This window comes from Streptomyces sp. NPDC030893 (assembly GCF_055571535.1).
Genome location: NZ_JBVIFC010000004.1, coordinates 110,706 through 132,628, shown reverse-complemented (window position 1 = coordinate 132,628; position 21,923 = coordinate 110,706). Strand labels below are relative to the sequence as shown.

The 21,923-nt window shown below is 74.8% G+C and carries 12 protein-coding genes; 9 read left to right on the top strand and 3 right to left on the bottom strand.

Features of this window, described 5'->3' with window-relative positions; genetic code table 11:
- Positions 1 to 102 precede the first annotated feature (102 nt).
- The 5 genes from ACZ434_RS10500 (at position 103) to ACZ434_RS10480 (ending at position 13,278) form a co-directional block, all read left to right on the top strand.
- Entirely contained in the window at positions 103 to 3,426 is a 3,324-nt protein-coding gene (locus tag ACZ434_RS10500) for an amino acid adenylation domain-containing protein (protein ID WP_468453903.1), read from the top strand.
- Positions 3,423 to 9,875, top strand: coding sequence for an amino acid adenylation domain-containing protein (locus tag ACZ434_RS10495; protein WP_468453901.1), 6,453 nt, complete (start codon positions 3,423 to 3,425; stop codon positions 9,873 to 9,875). The genes ACZ434_RS10500 and ACZ434_RS10495 overlap by 4 nt, the downstream gene beginning before the upstream one ends.
- Positions 9,876 to 10,068: 193 nt before the next feature.
- Positions 10,069 to 11,154 carry a guanitoxin biosynthesis L-enduracididine beta-hydroxylase GntD gene (gene gntD, locus ACZ434_RS10490; RefSeq protein ID WP_468453899.1) on the top strand — a complete coding sequence of 362 codons (1,086 nt, stop codon included), beginning with the start codon at positions 10,069 to 10,071 and terminating at the stop codon, positions 11,152 to 11,154.
- A 41-nt stretch (positions 11,155 to 11,195) separates the two neighbouring features.
- Positions 11,196 to 11,966, top strand: a complete 771-nt coding sequence (locus tag ACZ434_RS10485; RefSeq protein ID WP_468453897.1) for an SDR family NAD(P)-dependent oxidoreductase — start codon at positions 11,196 to 11,198, stop codon at positions 11,964 to 11,966.
- A 64-nt stretch (positions 11,967 to 12,030) separates the two neighbouring features.
- Complete coding sequence (locus ACZ434_RS10480) at positions 12,031 to 13,278, top strand: cytochrome P450 (RefSeq protein ID WP_468453895.1); 1,248 nt, start codon at positions 12,031 to 12,033, stop codon at positions 13,276 to 13,278.
- Here the strand turns inward: ACZ434_RS10480 and ACZ434_RS10475 are convergent.
- The gene (locus ACZ434_RS10475; protein WP_468453894.1) at positions 13,231 to 14,046 is read right to left on the bottom strand and encodes a thioesterase II family protein; all 816 of its coding nucleotides are present in this window, start codon (positions 14,044 to 14,046) and stop codon (positions 13,231 to 13,233) included. The two genes, ACZ434_RS10480 and ACZ434_RS10475, sit on opposite strands and share 48 nt — an antisense overlap.
- A 154-nt stretch (positions 14,047 to 14,200) precedes the next feature.
- On the opposite strand from ACZ434_RS10475, the gene ACZ434_RS10470 reads away from it, so the two are divergent.
- Both ACZ434_RS10470 and ACZ434_RS10465 read left to right on the top strand, forming a co-directional pair.
- Positions 14,201 to 14,545 carry an acyl carrier protein gene (locus ACZ434_RS10470; protein WP_468453892.1) on the top strand — a complete coding sequence of 115 codons (345 nt, stop codon included), beginning with the start codon at positions 14,201 to 14,203 and terminating at the stop codon, positions 14,543 to 14,545.
- Complete coding sequence (locus ACZ434_RS10465; RefSeq protein ID WP_468453890.1) at positions 14,542 to 16,284, top strand: acyl-CoA dehydrogenase family protein; 1,743 nt, start codon at positions 14,542 to 14,544, stop codon at positions 16,282 to 16,284. Before ACZ434_RS10470 ends, ACZ434_RS10465 begins: the two co-directional genes overlap by 4 nt.
- Positions 16,285 to 16,944: 660 nt before the next feature.
- Here the strand turns inward: ACZ434_RS10465 and ACZ434_RS10460 are convergent.
- Both ACZ434_RS10460 and ACZ434_RS10455 read right to left on the bottom strand, forming a co-directional pair.
- Entirely contained in the window at positions 16,945 to 18,303 is a 1,359-nt protein-coding gene (locus tag ACZ434_RS10460) for an ATP-binding protein (RefSeq protein WP_468454515.1), read from the bottom strand.
- A gap of 258 nt (positions 18,304 to 18,561) precedes the next feature.
- Positions 18,562 to 19,263 carry a 4'-phosphopantetheinyl transferase family protein gene (locus tag ACZ434_RS10455; protein WP_468453888.1) on the bottom strand — a complete coding sequence of 234 codons (702 nt, stop codon included), beginning with the start codon at positions 19,261 to 19,263 and terminating at the stop codon, positions 18,562 to 18,564.
- A gap of 135 nt (positions 19,264 to 19,398) precedes the next feature.
- Between ACZ434_RS10455 and ACZ434_RS10450 the strand changes: the two genes are divergently transcribed.
- Both ACZ434_RS10450 and ACZ434_RS10445 read left to right on the top strand, forming a co-directional pair.
- The gene (locus ACZ434_RS10450; protein ID WP_468453886.1) at positions 19,399 to 20,379 is read left to right on the top strand and encodes a helix-turn-helix transcriptional regulator; all 981 of its coding nucleotides are present in this window, start codon (positions 19,399 to 19,401) and stop codon (positions 20,377 to 20,379) included.
- A 157-nt stretch (positions 20,380 to 20,536) separates the two neighbouring features.
- On the top strand, positions 20,537 to 21,910 hold the full coding sequence (locus ACZ434_RS10445; RefSeq protein ID WP_468453884.1) for an MFS transporter: 1,374 nt from the start codon (positions 20,537 to 20,539) through the stop codon (positions 21,908 to 21,910).
- Positions 21,911 to 21,923 lie beyond the last annotated feature (13 nt).

Below are 21,923 nucleotides of genomic sequence, written 5' to 3'. Positions count from 1 at the left end.
CGGGGGACGCCGCACCGTCCACCGGCATCCTCAGGAAGGCCCCGGACACCGCGGGCGGCGCCCGGCGGTTCCCGGAAGTCCACGAGAGCGGTTACGAAGCTGATGACACCACGCGACGGCGAACTGCCCGCCGAACCCGGCCTGCTCCCGCTCACCGCGGCCCAGCTGGGCGTCTTCCACGCCCAGGGTCTCGATCCCGGCAACCCGGCCTACAACACGGTGGCCGTCATGGAGGTCCGCGGCCCGCTGGAGGGGGAACTGCTGCGACGCGCGGTGCGCCGGTCGGAGGCGGAGAGCGGCACCTTCGACGTGCGGTTCGTCGAGCGGCCGGACGGTGTGTTCCAGCGTCCGGTGGCGCCGGGCTGCTCCACCTGGCGCGAACTCGACCTCACCGGTGAAGCGGACCCGTTCGCCGCGGCGCGGACGCTGGTGGACGGCGACCGGTCCACCGCGCTGGACCTGACGCGGGACGCCCTGTCCGCGCATGTGCTGATGCGGGTGGGTCCCGACCACCACCTGTGGTACCAGCGCAGCCACCACGTCCTGTCGGACGCGTTCGGGTCGGTGCTGCACTCGCGCCGCATCGCCACGCACTACGAGGCGCTGGCGGCCGGCACGGACCCGGCCGGCGAGCCGCTGGACACGCTGCGGGCGCTGCTCGCGGAGGAGGCGGACTACCGCGCCTCGCAGGAGTACGCGGCCGACCGGCGGTACTGGAACGACCGGTTCGCCGACCGCCCCGAGACGGCGAGCCCCGCCCCCGGTGTGCCCACGGGTGCCGCAGCCGGCGCCCTGTCCGCCTCGGCGGAGCTGTCCCCGGCCGAACTGGCGGCGCTGCACACGGCCGGCCGGGCGGCCCGGGCGCCGTGGACGGTGGCGCTGCTGTCGGCGGTCGCCGCCTACCTCCACGGGGTGACGGGGGCCGAGGACCTGACGATCGGTGTGCCGGTCACGGCACGGCTGGGCGCCCGGTCGCGCAACGCGCCCGGCATGCTGTCGAACACGCTGCCGCTGCGGCTGACCGTCCGCCCGGCCGAGGGCCGCACCGCCCTGGTCCGGCAGGTCGCCCGCCGGCTCGGGGAACTGCTGACGCACCAGCGCTACCCCTACGACGAACTGCGGCGCGACCTGAGACTGCTGGGCAGCGGGGAGCAGCTGTACGGCGCACTCGTCAACATCATGCCCGCCGGTTCGGAGACGGCGTTCACGGGACGCGGGGCGAAGCTGACGACGCTGTCCGGCGGGCCGGTGACCGACCTGAACATCACCTGCCATCCGCATCCGGACGGCACCGGCGCCCGGTTGTCCTTCGAGGCGAACCCCGATCGCTACTCGCCCGCCGAACTGGAGGTGCACCGGGTCCGGTTCACCGCGTTCCTGTCCCGGTTCCTGGCCGCCCCGGAGGACCTGCCGCTGGCCCGGACCGAGGTGCTGACCGGGGCCGAGCGGGCGACGGTGCTCGCCGCGGGGGAAGGGGCCGGGGGTGTGCCGTCGCGCACGTTCCCGGAACTGTTCGAGGAGCGGGTCCGCCGTGACCCGGGCGCCCTCGCGGTCCTCTCCCCCGCCGGCGCCCTGGACTACGCGGGACTCAACGCCCGCGCCAACCGGCTGGCCCGGGTGCTGGTGGCCCGCGGGGCGGGGCCGGAGGGTCTGGTGGCGGTGGCCGTGCCGCGCGGCGCCGACGCCCTGACCGCCGTGGTGGCGGTACTGAAGTCGGGCGCCGCCTATCTGCCGGTCGACCTCGGCTATCCGCGCGCCCGCCTGACCGCGATGCTCGACGACACCCGGCCCCTGCTGATCCTGACCACCCACGAGACGAACGACCCGACCCTCGCACCGGGGGTGCCCCGGCTGTTCATGACGGAGGGTGCTGTCGCGGGGGCGGGCGAGGCGCGTCCCGGCATCCCGGGGGCGGACGTCGCGGGCCCGGCGGATGCCGGTCCGGGTGGCGGGGGTGACGGGGATGGCGGCCGCGGCGTTGCGGACGACTCCGGCGTCGATCTGACCGACGCCGACCGTCGCGCGCCGCTGCTCCCCGGGCACCCGGCGTATGTCATCTACACCTCGGGGTCGACCGGTCGTCCCAAGGGTGTCGTGGTCACGCACGCCGGGCTGGCCCCGCTGGTGCGGCACCAGCGGGACCGGCTGCGGCTGCGGCCGGGCACCCGGGTGCTCCAGTTCGCCTCGCCGAGCTTCGACGCCTCGGTGTGGGAGCTGACGACGGCCCTGCTCACCGGGGCCGCCGCCGTGGTCGCGCCGGACGAGCGGCTCGTGCCCGGGCCCCCGCTGGCGGAGCTGGTGGCCGAACTGGGCGTGACCTGCCTGCTGTTGGCCCCGTCCGTACTGGCGGCGCTGCCCGCGGACACGCTGCCCGAGGGGACCGACCTGGTGGTGGGCGCCGAGGCGTGCTCGCCGGAGCTGGTGGCCCGCTGGTCGCCCGGCCGGCACATGGTCAACGCCTACGGCCCCACCGAGTCGACCGTCATCGCCACCCAGACGGGCCGGCTCTCCGGCCGGACCGTGCCGCCGATGGGCCGCCCCGTGCCGGGCACCCGGGTGCGGCTGCTGGACGCGGCGCTGCGCCCGGTGCCGCCCGGGGTCCCCGGCGAGGTGTACCTCAGCGGTGCCGGGCTCGCCCGCGGCTACCTGGGCCGCCCCGGCACGACGGCGGAGCGATTCGTCGCCGACCCGTTCGGGCCGCCCGGCACCCGCATGTACCGCACCGGCGACCTCGCCCGCTGGGCGGCCGGCGGCGAGCTGGTCTACCTGGGCCGTGCCGACAGCCAGGTGAAGGTGCGCGGTTTCCGTATCGAGCCCGGCGAGGTGGAGGGCGTCCTCACCGGGGCGCCGGGCGTCGGCGGGGCCGTGGTCGTCGCCCGTGCGACGGGGACGGGCGTACGACAGCTGGTGGCGTACGTCGTGCCGGCGGCGGGCGCCGGGACGCGGCCGGAGCCGGTGGCCGTGCGCGCCCACGCCGGGGAGCGGCTGCCCGCCCACATGGTGCCGGCGGCGGTGACGGTGCTGGACGCCTTCCCGCGCACGCCCGGCGGCAAGGTCGACGTCAACGCGCTGCCCGAGCCCCGGTTCGAGGCGGCGAGCGCCTACCGGCCGCCCTCCTCGGAGCGGGAGCGGATCCTGCACGGCGTGTTCGCCGAGGTGCTCGGCCGGGAACGGGTCGGCGTCGACGACAGCTTCTTCGACCTGGGCGGCGACTCCGTCACCGCCACCCGTCTGGCGGCCGGGGCCCATCGGGCGGGCCTGACCCTCACCGCCAGGGACATCTTCGGCCACAAGACCATCGCGCGGCTCGCCGAAGTGGCCCGGGACTCCGGTCCCGGCGGCGCGGCGCCGCGCGCAGAGAGCCTGGTGCGGCTCGACGCGGACGAACTCGACGAGCTCGAAGCCCAGTGGGGGACGACACTGTGAAACAGACTTCCTTGGAAGCGGTGCTGCCGCTGACCCCGTTGCAGCAGGGCATGCTCTTCCACGCCCTGTTCGACGAGGGGGACGCCACGGCCCCGGCGGACGGCTCGGCGCCCTCCGTCGACTTCTACACCGTGCAGACGCCCCTGGAGCTGGCCGGCGCGCTCGACACCGAGGTGCTGCGCCGCTCCACCACCGCCCTGGCCGCCCGGCACGCGAGTCTGCGGGCGGGGTTCCTGCGGCGCCGCTCGGGCGAGGCCGTACAGGCCGTGGCACGGTCGGTGGAACCGGCGTGGGAGGAGGTCGACTTCTCCGGCTTCGGCGCGCGGGAGCAGCGGCTGCGGCTGGCGGGACTGCTGGCGGAGGACCGGGCGCGGCGCTTCGACATGGCCCGGCCGCCGCTGCTGCGCTTCACCCTCGTCCGGCTCGCCCCGGAACGGCACGTCCTGTTGCTGACGCATCATCACATCCTCCTGGACGGTTGGTCGTTGCCGCTGCTGCTGGCCGATCTGTTCCGGATCTACCGGGACGGCGGCTCGGCGGCGGCGCTGGATCCGGCGGTGCCGTTCGGGGACTATCTCGGCTGGCTGGCGGCGCAGGACCGTGAGGAGGCCGAGCGGGCGTGGCGGTCGGCGCTGGCCGGGCTGGAGGGGCCGACGCTGGTCGCGGGCCCGTCCGGGCACGGTGGACCGGCCCGGGCACAGCGGCGCGCCGTCGCGGAGCTGTCCCCGGCGGACACGGAACGGCTGACGGAGACCGCGCGGTCCCGCGGGCTCACCCTGAACACCGTCGTCCAGGGCGCCTGGTCGCTGCTGCTGTCGGTGCTCACGGGCAGCCAGGACGTGGTCCACGGCAGTACGGTCGCCGGCCGCCCGCCCGAACTGCCGGGCAGCGAGCGCCTCGTGGGTCTGACCATGAACACGGTGCCGGCACGGGTGCGGATCGACCCGGCGGAGCCGGTGGCGGGGCTGCTGGCCCGGCTCCAGGACGAGCAGACAGAGCTGACCCGGCACGAGTACCTGGGCCTGGCCGACATCCACCGCGCCGCGGGCGTGGACCAACTGTTCGACACCACCGTCGCCTTCGAGAACGTCCCCGTCGACAGCGCCGTCCGGGGCGCCGAGGTGCCCGGCCTCGCCGTGACGCTGCTGCGCGACGTCGTCGACGACGCCTTCGAGGGCACCCACTACCCGCTGAGCCTCGCCGTGCACCCCGGCGAGGGGCTGCGGCTGGAGCTCAACCACCGCGAGGTCGTGTACACCGCCGAGGCCGCGTCCGGGCTGCTGGACCGGCTGTGCGGGCTGCTCCGCGACATCGCCGGGGAGCCGGACCTCCCGGCGGGACGGCTGCCGTTGTGCTTCCCGGCCGAACGTGCGGAGTTCCTGCGCGCGTGTTCCGGGCGGACCGTGGCCCACCCGGAGCGGACGCTGCCCCAGGTGTTCGAGGAGCAGGTCCGGGCCACGCCGGACGCGGTGGCCGTCACTGACGGCGTCGCCGGCCTGACCTTCGCCGCCCTGAACGCCGGGGCCAACCGGCTGGCGCGGCGGCTGGTCGCCGAGGGCGCGGGTCCCGGCCTGCTGGTGGGCGTGGCCCTGCCGCGCACGGTGGACGCGGTGGTGGCGATCCTGGCGGTGCTGAAGTCGGGCGCCGGCTATCTGCCGGTCGACACCGGCCACCCGGCCGAGCGGATCGCGGCGATCTGCGCGGAGGTCCGCCCGGTGCTGGTCCTGACCGGCGCGGGGACCGGCCCCGAGCTGCCCTGCCGGACGCTGCGCGTGGACGGGGCCGTGCTGCCCGAGGACGCCTCGGACCTCACGGACGCCGACCGCGGGGGACCGCTGCGGCCGGGTCATCTCGCGTACGTGATCCACACCTCGGGCTCGACCGGCCGCCCCAAGGGCGTCGCGGTCGAGCACCGCAGTCTGGTCAACATGTTCCACAGCCACCGGGCCAACTTCTTCGAGCCGGAGCAGCGGCGTGCCGGGGGCCGGACGCTGCGCGCGGCCCTGACCAACTCGCTGGGCTTCGACGCCTCGTGGAGCCAGCTGCTGTGGATGGTCGGCGGGCACGAGCTGCTGCTGGTGGACGACGAGGTCCGCAAGGACGCGGTCGCCCTGGCCGGTCTCACGGCCCGCGCGGCCGTCGACGTCGTCGACACCACGCCGTCGGTGGCCCGCCAGCTCCTCGCGGCCGGCATGTTCGAGGCGTCCGGGCAGGGACACCGGCCGCGTGTCCTGGCGCTCGGCGGCGAGGAGGCCGGCAGCGACCTGTGGGAGGCGCTGCACACGGTGCCGGAGCTGTCGGTGTACAACCTGTACGGCCCCGCCGAGTGCACCGTGGACGCCATGCTGTGGCACGGCGGCGCCGCGGCCGGCCCGGCCATCGGCACCCCGGCCGACAACACGCGCGTCTACGTCCTGGACGCCTTCCTGCGTCCGGTCCCGGACGGCGTGGTCGGCGAGCTGTACATCGCCGGCGGCGGGGTGGCCCGCGGCTATCTGGGCCGGCCGGCGGCGACGGCGGAGCGGTTCGTCGCCGATGTGTTCGGGGAGCCGGGTGCGCGCATGTACCGCACCGGTGACCTGGGACTGCGCCGCCCGGACGGGGTGGTGGAGTACCGGGGCAGGTCCGACTTCCAGGTGAAGATCCGCGGGCACCGGGTCGAACTCGGCGAGATCGAGGCCGCCCTCGCGGCCGACGCGTCGGTGGACCGGGCGGTGGCGGCGGTGTCCCGGGACGCGGCCGGTGTGCGGCGGATCGTGGGCTACGTACGGCCCGTGCCCGGGGCGGAGGTGCGCCCCGACGCGCTGCGCGCGGCCGTCGCCGAGCGGCTGCCCTCGTACATGGTCCCGGCGCTGGTGACGGCCGTCGACGCCTTCCCGCTCACCCCCAACGGCAAGGTGGACCGGCGGGCGCTGCCCGAGCCGCGGTTCGAGGCGGCGGGCGCCTACCGGCCGCCGTCCACGGAGCGGGAGCTGGTCCTGCACGACGTGTTCGCCGAGGTGCTGGGCCGGGAACGGGTCGGCGTCGACGACAGCTTCTTCGACCTGGGCGGCGACTCCATCACCGCCATGCGGCTCGCCGCCCGCGCCCACCGGGCCGGGCTCGCGGTCAACGCCCGGGACGTGTTCGTCCACAAGACCGTCGCCCGCCTCGCCGAGGCGGCCGGTGAGGCCGGTCCGGGGCCCGGGGAGCCGGCCGCTCCGGCCGGGCCGCCGATCACCCTCACCGGGGCCGAGCTCGCCGAACTCCGGGCGCTGGAGCGGCCGTACGCCGAGGTGCTGCCGCCGACACCGCTGCAGCAGGGCATGCACTTCCACGCGATGCTGGCCGCGGACGGGGTCGACGTCTACACCGCGCAGGCGCCCGTACGGCTCACCGGTACCCTCTCCCCGGCGGTGCTCCGCGCGGCCTGCGACGCGGTGCTGGCCCGGCACACCGCGCTCCGGGTCTCCTTCCGGCTGCTCGGCTCGGGCCGCCTGGTGCAACTGGTGCACGACGACGTCCGGGTGCCCTGGCGCGAGGCCGATCTGAGCGGCCTGGACGAGGAGCGGCGGCGGACCCGGGTCGCCGAACTGCTGGACGACGAGCGGACGCGGCGCTTCGACCTGGCCGAACCGCCGTTGCTGCGGGTGACGTTGGTCCGGTTCGCGGACGACGACCACCTGCTGGTGGTGTCGCACCACCACGGGCTGCTCGACGGCTGGTCCCTGCCGCTGTTCTTCCGCGACCTGTTCGCCGCCTACGCCCGCGGCGGTGCCCATCCGGCGCCCGCGCCGGCGCAGTTCACCGACTTCGTGCGCTGGCTCGGCGGGCAGGACGGCGAGGCGGCGGCGCGTGCCTGGGGCGCGGCGCTGGACGGGTTCGACGAGCCCACGCTGGTCGCCCCGGACGCGGAGGCCGCGACGGCCGGTGTGCCGTCCCTGGTGACGCACTCCGTCGGCGCCGAACGGACCGCCGCGCTCACCGCCGCGGCCCGAGGCGCGGGGCTGACCCTCAACACCGTGGTGCAGGGCGCCTGGGCGGTCGTCCTGGGCCATCTGCTGGGCCGCGACGACGTCGTCTTCGGCGCCACCACCGCCGCCCGCCCGGCCGATCTGCCCGGCTCCGAGGACATCGTGGGGCTGCTGATGAACACGGTGCCGGTGCGCGTACGCCTCGACGCGGACCGGCCGTTCGGCGCGCTGCTGGCCGGACTCCAGGAGCGGCAGGCCGGGTTGCGGCCCTACCAGCACCTCGGGCTGACCGAGGTGCAGCGGGCCCACGGGGCGGGTGAACTCTTCGACACGGTGGTCGACTTCGCGAGCGCGCCGTTCGACGGGGAGGCCGTCCAGCGGCAGGTGCCGGGCTTGCGCATGACGGTGGGCGAGGAGCCGGTGCCGGGCGCCTCGCACTACCCGCTGAACCTGGTGGTGGTGCCGGGCGAGCGGCTGAGCCTCGAACTCAGCTACCGGGCCGACCTGTTCACCGAGCGGGAGACCACCGCCCTGCTCGCCCGGGTGCGGGCGGTCCTGGACGGTTTCCTGGCCGACCCGTCGGCTCCGGCGGGCCGGCTGGACCTGCTCACGGCCGGGGAGCGGACCGCGCTGCGCGCCGCCGCCGAGGGACCCGCGTCCCCGGGACCGGACACCTTCCCGGCCCTGTTCGAGGAACGGGTGCGGGAACGGCCCGACGCGGTCGCCGTCGTCGACGGGGAGCGGGCCCTTTCGTACGGCGAGCTCAACGAGCGGGCCAACCGGCTGGCGCGGGAGCTGGTGGCCGAGGGGATCGGCCCGGAGGACGTCGTGGGCGTGGCGCTGCCGAAGTCTGCGGAGTGGGTGACGGCGATTCTGGCCGTGCTCAAGGCCGGCGCCGCCCATCTGCCGCTGGACCCCGGCTATCCGCCGGAACGGCTGCGGCACATCGTGGACGACGCCCGGCCGGTGCTGGTGCTGACCGTCCCGGGGACGGCGGAGCCGCTCGCCCGGGCGGGGGCGGCGCGCACGCGCTGCCTCGGCACCCGGCCGGTGGACGGCGGCCTCTCCGGCGCCGACCTGACGGACACGGACCGGGTGGCGCCGCTCAGGCCCGCGCACACCGCGTACGTGATCCACACCTCCGGGTCGACCGGCCGCCCGAAGGGCGTGCAGGTGCCGCACCTCGGGATCGCGGCCCTGCTCGCCCAGCAGCGCGCCGGCCTGGACGTGCGCCCGGACGAGCGGGTGCTGCTGTTCGCCTCGCCGAGCTTCGACGCCTCGGTGTGGGAGCTGGTGACGGCCCTGCTGACCGGGGCGTGCGCGGTCACCGCGCCGGCGGACGAGCTGCTGCCCGGACCGGCGCTGGCCGCCACGGTGGCCCGGCACGGGGTGACGGCGCTGCTGCTGCCGCCGTCCTCCCTGGCCGTGCTGCCCGAGGAGGCGCTGCCGCCGGGGACGACCCTCGTGGTGGGGGCCGAGGCCTGCCCGCCCGACCTGGTGGAACGCTTCTCGCCCGGGCGCCGGATGGTCAACGCCTACGGTCCGACCGAGGCGACCGTGATGGCGACGATGAGCCGCCCGCTGAGCGGCCGGATCCGTCCCCCGCTCGGCGAGCCCGTCGCCGGGGCCCGCGTGTACCTGCTGGACGGCGCGCTGCGGCCGGTGCCGGCGGGCGTGGCCGGTGAGCTGTACGTGGCCGGCGCGGGCCTGGCGCGCGGCTATCTGGGCCGGCCCGCGCTGACCGGCGAGCGGTTCGTCGCCGATCCGTTCGGCCCGCCCGGGGCGCGTATGTACCGCACCGGCGACCTGGCCCGCCGGGGGCCGGAGGGCGACCTGGAGTTCCTCGGGCGGCTCGACCAGCAGGTGAAGGTGCGCGGGTTCCGCATCGAGCCCGGCGAGATCGAGGCCGTGCTCGCCGAGGACCCCGCGGTCGCGCAGGCCGTGGTGGTCGTCCGGGAGGACCGGCCGGGCCACCGGCAGCTGGTGGGGTACGCCGCCCCGGCCGCCGGTGCCGTGCCCGACCCGGTGCTGCTGCGTGCCCGGGCCGCCGAGGCGCTGCCCGAGCACATGGTGCCCGCGGCGGTGGTGGTCCTCGACCGGCTGCCGGTGACCGCGAGCGGCAAGCTCGACCCGAACGCGCTGCCCGCTCCCGAGTTCTCCGCCGGGCCGGGCGGGCGGGCGCCGGCCACCCCGCGCGAGGAGCTGCTGTGCTCCCTGTTCGCCGAGGCCCTCGGGGTGGAGCGGGTCGGCGTCGACGACAGCTTCTTCGACCTCGGCGGTGACTCCATCGTCTCGATCAAGCTGGTCACCCTGGCGCGCGAGGCGGGTCTGGACGTCGCTCCGCGGGACGTGTTCGCGCACAAGACCGTCGCCTCGATCGCCGCGGCGGTCAAGGAGCTCGTCCCGCCGCCGGACGCCGGGGCGGCCGATCCCGGGGAGCCGCTGATCACGCTGGACCAGGAGGAGCTGGACCGGTTCGCGCAGGACTGGCGGTAGAGCGGCCCGCTCCGCCGCACTTCACCACCCCGTACGACACACCGCCCCACCACTGGACCACGACACGGCCGGGACCCTGCTCGGCCGGTCCGGTGCGCTCCACCACGCGGTCCGGCCGCCACCGAGCGGCGCGGACCGCACAGGACCGAACGACGGACGACCCGAGCGGTCACGACCCGGTGAGGACACCGAGATGACAACCATGAACCCGACCGTCGACCCGTCCCTCCGGGACGCCGCCCGCGCACCGGGCGCCCCGGACGGCCCGGACGCCCCCGCCGAGTACGTCCTGGACGCCGACGAGGTCGCCGAGCTGCGCACCGCCGCGGAGAAGCTCGGCGAGGTGCACGGCGCGCCCAGCCTGCCCGAGTTCTACGACCGGGCGCTCACCGCGGAGGAGTTGCTGCCCGCGGGGCTGCGCACGTTCCTGCGGTCGTACCGGCGCAGCGAGCGCAACGCCGCCTGCCTGGTGCACGGCTTCCCCGTGGACGGCGACGCGCTCGGCCCCACCCCCGGTCACTGGCGCGAGGCGATCCACGGACGCACGGCCCGCGACCAGGAGGTGTGGCTGGCGCTGTGCGGTCTGCTGCTCGGCGACCCGTTCGGGTGGGTGACCCTCCAGGAGGGCCGGATCATCCAGAACATCCTGCCGATCCGCGGTGACGAGGACCGGCAGAGCGGGCACGGCAGCGAGACGCTGCTGGAGTTCCACACCGAGGACGGCTTCCACCCGAACCGCTGCGACTACCTGCTGCTGATGGGGCTGCGCAACCCGGACGCGGTGCCGACCATCGTCGCCTCCGTGCGTGACGTCCGGCTCGGCGACGCCGACCGGGCGGTGCTCGCCGAGGAGCGGTTCCTCATCCGCCCGGACACCGAGCACATCCGGCAGCTGGAGACCCACGCGCCGGGCCATCCGGCGCTGCCCCGGCTGCGCGCGATGGCCGCGCACCCGGCGCCGACGGCGGTGCTCTCCGGCGACCGGCTGAGCCCCTACCTGCGGATCGACCGCCCCTTCATGGACACGCTGCCCGGCGACACGGAGGCCGAGGCCGCGCTCGACCGGCTGATGGCCGAGCTGAACCGCGTGCAGCGGGACGTCGCCGTCGCCCCCGGTTCGCTGCTCGTCGTCGACAACTACCGGGCGGTGCACGGCCGCAGGCCCTTCATCGCCCGCTACGACGGCACCGACCGCTGGCTGAAGAAGCTCACCGTCAGCCGCAACCTGCGCCGCAACCTGAGCGGTTACGCCCTCGACCACCCGCGTGTCATCGTCTGACCCGGCCGCTCCCCCACACGTACGCGAAAGGCAGCACCCTCATGCGCACCGTCATCGTGTCCGGCGCCTCCAGCGGCATCGGGCAGGCCACCGCAGAACGCTTCGCCCTGGCAGGCGACCACGTCGTCAACCTGGATGTGCGGCCCCCGGCCTCCGGCCGCCCGGACGGGGCCCGGGAGGGGGGCGGCGAGGTCCACTGGGTCAAGGCGGACGTCGCCGACTGGGACGCGGTGCGGGACGCCGTCGACGCGGTCGCCGGCGAGCGGGGGCGGCTGGACGTCGTCGTCGCCAACGCCGGCATCAGCGTCCGGCACGGCATCCTGGAGATCACCGAGGCCGAGGCCCGGCGCACCCTCGACGTCAACCTCATGGGCGTCCTCGCCCTGTGGCGGCACGCCGTACCGCACATGCTGCGCCGGGGCGAGGGGGTGCTGCTGGCGACGGCGTCCGTCAACGGCTCCCGCGGCTACCCGCTGTACGCCGACTACAACGCCAGCAAGGCCGGGGTGGCGTCGCTGTGCCAGACGTTCGCGGTCGAGCTGGCCCCGCTGATCCGCACGGCGTGCGTGGCGCCGGGCGCGGTGCTGACGCCGATGCAGCGCGCCGAGTACACCGACGCCATGCTCGACGAGGTCAACGCGCGCATCCCGGCCCGGCGGCACGCGCTGCCCGGGGAGATCGCGGAGGTCTTCCACTTCCTCGCCTCGCCCGGGGCGTCCTTCGTGTCGGGCCAGCAGTTCACGGTGGACGGGGCGGAGACCGCCGGGGCGACGACGGCGTTCTTCCCCGGACCGACCGAGCCCCTGTGCTGACCCGGCGCCGCCCGGGGCCTGTCGCCGTCCGACCGAGCACGAGGAAGCCGAGGAGCCCAGGAACATGTTCATGAAGACCCGGCCGGTGGCGAACCCGGCCGCGCTCGACGAGGTGGACCTCGCCGACCCGCTGCTGCACGCCCGGCACGACCTGGGCCCGCTGTGGCGCCGGCTGCGCGAGGAGGACCCGGTGCACTGGCAGCCCGAGGGCCCGCACGGCCCGGGGTTCTGGGTGGTGAGCGGCCACGCGGACGTGGCCGCCGTGCTGGGCGACGGCGAGACGTTCACCTCCGAGCGGGGCAATGTACTCGACACGCTGCTGGCGGGCGGCGACTCCGCGGCCGGGAAGATGCTCGCCGTCACCGACGGACGCCCGCACCGGGCGCTGCGCAGCGCGCTGCTCAAGCCGTTCTCGCCGCGTTCGCTGGAGGTGGTGGTGGACAGTGTGCGGCGCGGGACCCGCCGGCTGGTCGCGGAGGCGGTCGAGCGGGGCACGGTGGACTTCGCCGCCGACGTCGCCGCGCACATCCCGCTCGCCGCGATCTGCGACCTGCTGGGCGTGCCGGCCGCCGACCGGGGGCACATCATCTCCCTGACCTCCTCGGCGCTGTCGTCCGCGGACGGTGTGCCCGACCAGGAGGCCACCTGGTCCTCGCGCAACGGACTGCTGCTGTACTTCTCCGAACTGGCCGCCGAGCGGCGCGAGAAGCCGTACGACGACGTGGTGAGCCTGCTGGTGAGCCGGGAGATCGACGGGCGTCCGCTGACCCACGAGGAGATCGTCTTCAACTGCTACAGCATCATCATGGGCGGTCATGAGACGACCCGCTTCGCCATGGTGGGCGGGCTGCACGCCCTGATGGAGCGGCCGGAGCAGTGGCGGGCGCTGAAGTCCGGCGCCGTGCGGATCGAGTCGGCCGTGGAGGAGGTGCTGCGCTGGACCACCCCGGCCCTGCACAGCGGCCGTACCGCCACCCAGGACGTGCTGCTGGGCGACCGGTTCGTCGAGGAGGGCGACATCGTCACCGTCTGGCTGGCCTCGGCCAACCGGGACGAGCGGGTCTTCGACCGGCCGGACGACTTCGACCTGTCCCGGTCCCCCAACAAGCACCTGTCGTTCGCGTACGGGCCGCACTTCTGCCTGGGCGCGTTCCTGGCCCGCGCGGAACTGTCGGCCCTGCTGGAGAGCCTGCGGGACCTGGTCGCCGGGGCGGAGCCCGCCGGGGAGCCGGAGTACGTCTACTCCACCTTCCTCAGCGGGCTGTCATCCCTGCCGGTCGGCCTCCGCCCCGAGACCGTGCGGCCCGAGTAGGCCCAGGCGGCGCAGTTCCCCGGTCACGGCCGCCAGCGTCGCCTCCGGATGCGTGCGCGGGTAGGAGTGCCCGCCGGGTACCACCCGCATCCGGGGCGGCGCCGCGCCGTATCCGGCCCAGGGTTCGACCGCGGCGGGTGCGCAGACGGCGTCGTCGGCGCCGGCCAGGGCGACCAGCGGGCAGCGCACCGGGGCCGGGCCGGGCAGCAGATACCGTTCGGCGATCTCCAAGTCGGCGCGTACCGCGCGCAGCAGGTCGCTCAGGAACTCGGGGTGGGCCAGCAGTTCGCCGGGCAGGCCGCCGTGACGGTGCAGCCAGTCGGCCAGTTCCCGGTCACCGCTTCCGGTGAGGCGTTCCCGGCCGAGGTGCACGTGCGGGGCGCGGTGGGCCGACACCACCAGCGCCGAGGGGGCCGGCAGCCCGTCCCGCCGCTGGATGCGCCGGGTCAGCTCGTAGGCGACGACGGCGCCGAAGCTGTGCCCGAACAGCACGTACGGCAGATCGAGTTCGCCGCGCAGCCCGTCGAGGAGGGCGTCGGCCAGCGGCTCCAGGGCGTACGGCACCGGCTCGTCGATGCGGGAGCCGCGGCCCGGCAGTTCCACCGGGGCGAGTTCGACGCCCCGCGGGAGATACGGGCGCCAGGTGTTGAAGGAGGCCGCGCCGCCTCCGGCGGGCGGCAGGCAGAACAGGCGGAGGCGGGGCCGCCCGACGGCGTGCCGCCCGGCGATCCACGGCGTCGCCGGCGCCAGGGGGTCAAGTGTGCTCATGCGGACCAGCCTTACCGCCGCGGTCGCGGCCCGGCCAGGCAGCCCGGCGGCAGTTTGCGCGGTAGCAACGGCCCACGCGGCCCGGGGAGTTGCCGAGGACTTGCCGGGGCCGTTACCTGGGGCGGGGGCACCGGGCCGCCCTAGCGTCGGCGCCATGACACACACCCCTGCCGCAAGCGCCACCGAGGCCGTGGCCCCCGTGGTGCTCGGGATGACCCGGCTGATCGCCCCCCGCAAACTTCCCGAGGTCACCGCGGAACACCGGCTGATCGGTGATCTGGGTTTCCACTCGCTGGTCCTCGCCGAACTCGGCTACAACCTGGAGGACCTGTACGGACTGCGGTCGCTGACCCCCGAGGAGGCGATGAAGCTGGAGCGGGTCGGCGACGTCATCGACTTCGTCGGCACCGAGGTGTCGGCGGGCCGTGCCACGCTGCCCACCGACGACGAGGTCGAACTGCTCCTCGCCCGTTACGACATGGGTGGCTCCACGGTATGACCGGTCAGGACGTCGGACGGCCCTCCCATGCGCTCGCCGCGGACCTGGACCGGGTCCTGGGCGATCCCGGCGCGGGGAGCGGCCCGTTCAGCTTCGCGGAGATCGTGGCGTACGAGGAGCGCGACGCGCTGCCGCCGGAAGCCGTGGACCTCCTGCGGTCCTGGGGTTTCGCCCGGTACCTGGTGCCGGAGGCGTTCGGCGGCGGGCTGCGCAATCTGGAGCAGCTCTTCCTGCTGACCCGGGTCCTGGCCCGGCGCAACCTCACCGTGTCGGTGATGTTCGGCTCGGCGCTGCTCGGCGTCAACCCGGTGTGGCTGTGGGGCGACGGGGAACAGCGGGAGCGGGTCGCACGGGGCCTGCTCGACGGGGACCTGGCCTGCTTCGCGGTGTCCGAGCCCGACCACGGCAGCGACCTGGGCACCAACGGGACGGTCGCGGTGGCGGACGGCGACGGCTACCTCCTCACGGGAGAGAAATGGCCGGTGGGCAACGCCACCCGGGGCCGCTTCGTCACCGTGTACGCGAACGTCGAGGGCGTCGGTCCGTCCCTGCTGCTGGTCGACAAGACGCAGCTGGACGCGGACAGTTGGGACACCCGCCCCTTCGTCCGCACGGTCGGCCTGCGGGGCCACGACCTCAGCGGACTGTCCTTCCGCGGCACCCCGGTGCCGGGCGGCGGTCTGCTCGGGCGTCCCGGCGGCGGACTGGCCGGGATCCTCCAGGTGCTCCAGATCACCCGTACGGCGATCGGCGCGCTGTCGGTGGGCACGATGGACTCGGTACTGCGGATCGCGCTGCGGTACGCCCGCGAACGGGTGCTGTACGGCGAGGAGATCTACCGTATCCCGGTGATCCGCCGGCATCTGGTGCGCGCCCACCTCGACCTGCTGATCGCCGAGTGCACGGCGCTGCCGGTGACGCGCTCGCTGTCGGTGGCGCCCTCCCGGCTGAGCCTGTGGTCGTCGGTGGTGAAGTACCTGGTGCCGACGCTCGGCGAGGAGGTCGTGGCGGAGGCGGGGCGGGTGCTGGGCGCGCGGAGCTATCTGCGGGAGGAGGTCGCCTCGGGCGTCTTCCAGAAGCTCCAGCGCGACCACGCGATCGCGAGCATCTTCGAGGGCACCACGCACGTCAACCTGCACGGCATCGCCGCGCAGCTGCCCACGGTGGCGCGGGTCGCCGACCGTCCGGCACGCGAGGGCAACACCGTGCTGCGGGACCTGTTCGACGACTCCTCGGAGGCTCCCGTGTGGCAGCCCTCGGGACGCGCGCTGCGGCTGACCAACGCCGCCGAGGACGAGATCACGCGCGGCTGGGAACCGGCCGTGGCGCGGGCACGGCTGATCGCCGGGCGGGAGCTGCCGCCGGCCGAGGCGGGCGCCCTCACCAAGGTCCTGGACCAGCTCTCCCTGCTGCGGGGCGGGTTCTACGCCCGGATCGCGGCGGGCGCCCCGGACGCGAGCACGGCCGAGGCGCAGGACGCCGCCGCCGAGCACTGCCTGTACCACGCGGCGGCCTCCTGCCTGTACACCTGGCTGTACTCCTTCGAGGAGGAGCGCACCGCGCCGGCCGGTACGGCGTGGCTGGTGCTGGTGCTCCAGCGGGTGCTGTCCCGGCTCGGGCAGGCGACGGAGCCGGACGAGGCGCTGCTGGCGCCGGTGGAGGACCTGATGCTCGCGTGCCTGGACGGCCCCGAGCACTTCTCGGTCCGGGCGATCCGGGCGGCCTGCCGCCCGGCATGACCCACGGCGACCGCAAGACCACCCACCCGGCAGCCCCCGCCCCGGTCGACCGGACACCGGACGGGCCCAGCACCACCGGCCCGTCCGCCCCCGGACACCCGACACGCACCGCCCAGCGACCACGCGGCACACCACGGACACCGGACGGGTTCGGGCACGACCACCCCGACCGCCCCCGGACATCCGGCACACCGCACCACCAACACCGGACGGAATCAGGCACGACCACCCCGACCGACCACCGAACCCGGCAACACCCACCACCCGCAGCGAACAGACCACCGCACCACGCGGCACACCACCGACACCGGACGGGTTCAGGCACAACCGCCCCGGCCCGCCCCGGACACCCGACGCCAACCAACCACCGACCGCGCGGCAACACCACCCCACCCGACACCGGACGGAATCAGCCACGACCGGCAGCACCCAGCACCCGCGGCGAACAGACCACCGCACCACGCGGCACGCCACGCCACCGACACCGGACGGGTTCGGGCACAGCCGCCCCGGCCGGCCGGTGACGACCGGGTTCCCCGCCGCAAGCGGACCGCCACACCCCGGGCGCCGGACGGGCCGGCAGGAACCGGCCCGTCCGTCGGGGCGCGTGCACCGGTGCCGCACGCCTCCGCAGGTCGCCTGCCGCCCGGGGCGGAGCCCTCACGCGGCGGAGTGTGCCGCGCCGGCCGCGGGGACGGGCAGGGTGAGGTACTCGTCCGCGCCGTGCCCGCACGGAGCGGCGGACTGCTGCCGCGCGCGGGTCACGACGTGCCGGACGAGCGCGTGGACGCGGTACTGGTACTGGCCCTGACGGAGCGTCTGCACCAGGGAGGAGTCCACGAGTTCGGCCAGCCGGTGGGCCAGCTGGGGCGCCTGCCCGGCGGGGCCCTGGCGGCCGGCGAGGACGTCGTCCAGGGCGAACGGGTCCGGCAGCGCGACCAGGTCGTGCAGCAGGTCCCGGTGGGGCGCCGGCAGCAGGTCGTAGCTCCAGCGGACGCTGTGGGAGAGGGTGCGGTGGGCGCTCAGCGCCCCCGCGTCGACCTGGTCGAGCAGCGGGAACAGGGTCTCCTCCCGCAGCAGCGAGCCGAGCGGCAGGGACCGCAGCCGCTGCGCGGCGATCTCGATGGCCAGCGGCACCCCGTCCAGCAGCCGGCACAACGTGGTGACCTGCGGCATGTGCGGGGCGAGGTCCAGCGTGGGCAGACCGGACCGGACCCGGCGCAGCAGCAGCTCCACCGCGCTCGGCACTCCCGCGTCACGCTCCCCGGGGCCGTCCACGCGCAGCGGTTCGACCTCCCAGCTCTCCGCCGCCCCGGCGGCCAGCGCCCGGCGCGAGGTGACGAGCAGATGCAGCCCGGGGTGTTCGTCGAGGAGCCTGCGGGCGAGACGGGCGGTCTGCCGGACGACGCGTTCGGCACCGTCCAGCACGAGCAGCCGCCGCCCGGTACCGCCGCCGGGCGCGCCGGTCAGGCCTTCGGTGAGCCCGTCGAGTTCGGCGCGGGCCCGCACCGGCTCGAGGTGTTCCGGTGTGCAGTCGCGCAGTTCGGCGACGGCGACGCCGCCCGGGAAGAGCGGGCGCAGCCGGTTCGCCGCCGCGAGCGCCAGCCGGGTCTTGCCCACGCCGCCGGGTCCGGTGAGGACGATCAGCCGGCTGCGCTGCGCGGAGGCCAGGATGTGCCGCATGTCGGCCTCGCGGCCCACCATCGGATCGCCGAGCGGCCGGGGCCCGTACCAGGGCGCGGCTTCCACCCGGTCGTGCTCGGACCGGGGCCGCTGGGCGGGGACGAGGGTCACCTCTCCCGAGCCCCAGACGGCCGGGCCGGCGGGCGCGGCGGGGGCGCCGCCGAGGGCGTTGAGCAGCAGTTCGACGGAGCTCCGGCGGGGGTTGGTGTTGGTGCCGGTCTCCAGGTTCCGGATGGTGCGCACGCTGACACCGGAACGCTCCGCGAGCTCCTCCTGTGTCCAGCCGGAAACCCGTCGTTGGTTCAACAGAAAATCACGTAGCTGGTGCACGTCCATTCTGCCGAAAGAAACGAACTCGGCGTGAATCACCATTGACAGAATCCCCCTTGGAAAGCAAACTCGCGCGACCTTCCGCCGCCATCCCTCGAACACCGCGCACAGCGGCGGGACACGCCCTTCTTCGGCCATCAGGCCAGTTCAGGACAGTTGACCAAGTCCCCGCAAAGCCAACCGCACCATATTCAAGTTTCAGCCAGCACCGGACCCTACTCGACCAAAAGAACGAGCGGGAGTTCCCCTCTCGGCAGGAAAGCGTCACATGACTGCTTGCTGCCATCCGCTACCGGGAGAAACACCTGCTGACAGCGGTCCGGACCACTCCGCGGCGGTCAGGCACACCACCGCGACGAGATAACCGGAACGCCCGGCCCACCGCCCCCGGAACGGGTACCGCCCCTCGGGGGTGACACCCCGGAACGAGCCATCGCCGGACACGCGCACCGCGAAGTCACGGATGCCGTAACGGCGCCCCAGCCAGGGAGAGAACGCCTTGTAGGACGCCTCCTTGGCGCAGAACACCAGCCGGTCCGCCGGCACCCCGAGGGCGGCGCGCACCGCGTCCGCCGACCGCCGCTCGGCGTCCGGCAGGAGCCGCGCGGCGACGACGGCGGGGAGCGGTTCGGCCGGTTCGGCGTCGATACCGAGAGCGGCGTAGACCCCGGCCGGGGCCACGACCGCCGCCCGGTAGCCGGGGCAGTGGGTCAGGCTGCCGACCGCTCCGCGGGGCCACCGCGGGGCGCCCGACACATCCGGAACCAGGGGTTCCGGCGCGATGCCCAGCCGGGCCAGCGCCCTGCGCGCACACTCCCGCACCGTGGCGAACTCACGCCGCCGCTCTTCCGACACACCCCGCATCAGAGCCCGTTCGGACGGAAAGAGGCTGGCCACCGCTTCGGGGCCCGTGTCGCCGTACGCCTCGCAGAACTCGACGCCGTCGGGAACCAAGTGATCGGACACCACGTCCCTCGCAGGAAGATCATCGGTTCGTACGGTCGTCGCCGAAGATACTCCCTCACGTGTGCGAAAGGCGTGTAAAGATGGCCGGCGGCCCGAGGAGTGACGGACGACGGGGACACGAGGGTGTGACACTCCATGCTGCAGAGGTTAGGACTCGACCAACTCACGCATACGGTGTACAAGCAGCTCATCGCGGGACGGCACCGGGAAGCGGACGATCTCGCCGCGCACCTGGGCGTTCCGGCCGATGACGTGCGCACGGCGCTGGAGCGGCTGACGGAACTGAACCTGCTGCGGCCGACCGGCGAGGACCTCGGCGAGCTGGCGGACCCCCGCCTCGCCCTCAAGGCCCTGCTGCTGCGGCAGATGTCCGGCATCGAGGACCGGCTGCGGGAGTTCGACGAGGACCGGACCGCCGTCACGGCCCTCATCGACCGGTACGCCGAAGCGCGGCCGGGCGGCCGCGAGCCCGGTATCGAGTGCGTCGTCGGCCGTGCCGCCGTCAGCGACCGGCTGTACGAGCTGTCCTGCGCGGCGGACACCGAGTGGCTGGCCCTCCTGCCGGACGGACCGCTCTCGGCGAGCTGGCTGGAAACCGCGCAGGAACTGCACCGGAAGGTCGTGGCCCGCGGCGTGGCGAACCGCGCGGTCACCACGGACAGCATCCGCGGTGACACCCGCCTCGCCCTGCGCACCGCGTGGGAGGACGAACCGGAGTGCAGGGTGCGCACCGTCCCCTCGCTCCCCGTCCACCTGCTCCTCGTCGACCGCTCCCTGGCACTGCTGCCCGCCGATCCGCGCGACCCGTGGCACAAGGTCGTGCAGATCACCGTGCCGGGGGTCGTGGAGGCGCTGAACTCCCTGTTCGAGTGGGCCTGGCAGGACGCGGTACCGCTCGACTCCCGCGGACCGGGCGTCGACGAGCACGGGCTCAGCCCGCGCGAGAAGGAACTGCTGCGCCTGATGGCCCGCGGCCTCAACGACGAGGCGATCCGCCGGCGTCTCGGCGTCTCGCTGCGCACCGTGCGCCGGATCGTCGCCGAACTGTGCGCACGGCTGGGTGCCGCCAGCAGGTTCGAGGCGGGGTACCAGGCGGCCAAGCACGGCTGGATCTGACGGCTGCCGCAGGCAGGCACCGGCGGCAAATTGCCTCCCCGGGAGTTGCCGGTGCGCTGCCTGGCCGGGGCCGTGGCGCGTCGACCAGCATGTCCGTCGGGATCCGCGGCACCTGCCCGGACCGGCGAACGCGTGAACGGACGGGGAACGGACGACGATGGTGCGGTCACGTCCCGAGGACACCGAAGAGACCACCGGGGACACCGGACAGGACGGGAAGCCGCCGTCGTTGTGGCGCGACCGCGACTACGTGGTCTGGTGGTCCGGCGAGGGCCTGTCGGCGCTCGGCAACAGCGTCTCGCTGCTCGCCTTCCCCCTGCTCATGCTGCACGTGACCGGGTCCGCGGCACAGGCGGGCACCATCACGATGCTGCACATGCTGGGCCGGCTCGGCACGCTGGTGCTCGGCGGTGCCCTGTCGGACCGGGTGTCACGGCGGCTGCTGCTGGGCCTGGCCGCGCTGGTCGAGGCCCTGTCGATGGGGGCCGTCGCCTGGCTGGTGTACCGCGGCGACCCCTCGGTGCCGGCGCTCGACGCGCTGGCGCTGGTCAGCGGACTCGCGGCCGGACTGCGCTCCGGAGTGACCTCGCCCGTGCTGCGCCGGATCGTGCCCAAGGAGCGGATCGCCGACGCCACGGCGCAGGGCATGGGCCGCGACATGCTGGCCCAGCTGCTCGGCGCCCCGCTGGGCGGCCTGCTGTACTCGATGGCGCGCTGGGTGCCGTTCCTGTTCGACGCCATCTCCTTCCTGTTCATCACCCTCAGCTCGCTCCTCATCCGCCGGCCGCTGGGCCCGGACCGGCAGGGCGGCGAGGAGCGCCGGCCGGGACTGGCCGCGGACGTCAAGGACGGGCTGCGCATGATCCGGCGCAGCGACTACCTGGTGTTCACGCTGGCCTGGGGCGCCGTGCTCAACGCCGTGGCGCAGGGCTTCACCCTGCTCTTCGTGGTCATCGTGCAGCACCGGGGCGGCGGACCGGCCACGATCGGCGCGGTCACCTCCCTGGCGGTCGCCGGCGGTGTGCTCGGCGCCGTGCTCGGTCCGTGGCTGATGCGGCGGATCGGTGCCCGCCGGGTGCTGCTGCTGTCCGCCTGGCTGTTCACGGCCTCCTTCGCCGCCGTCGCGTTCGCGCCCCGTCCCTGGCAGATCGGCCTGGTGATGATGATCGGCATGACCAGCATGATCCCGATGAACGTCGTCACCGAGTCCTACGAGGTCCGGCTGGTCCCGGACGCGTATCTCGGACGGGTCGCCGCCACGGGGCAGTTCTGCTTCCAGGCCGTGCAGTGGACCGGGCCGCTGGCGGCCGGTGTGCTCGCCGACGCGCTGGGCGTGGAGTCGGCCGTACTGGTGCTGGCCGCCGTCATGGCCGTCCTGGCGCTCGTCCTGCACCTGGGCCGGCGCCGTCTCGCCCTCCTGGACGTTCCGCTGGAGCAGGTCCAGGAGCTTTCGGCCGCCGGCGACGGGCCCGGGGAGGCCGCGGCGGACGGCGCCGTCCTGATCCGATCGTCGAAGGACCGGACGGGCTGAACCACCCCGGCCG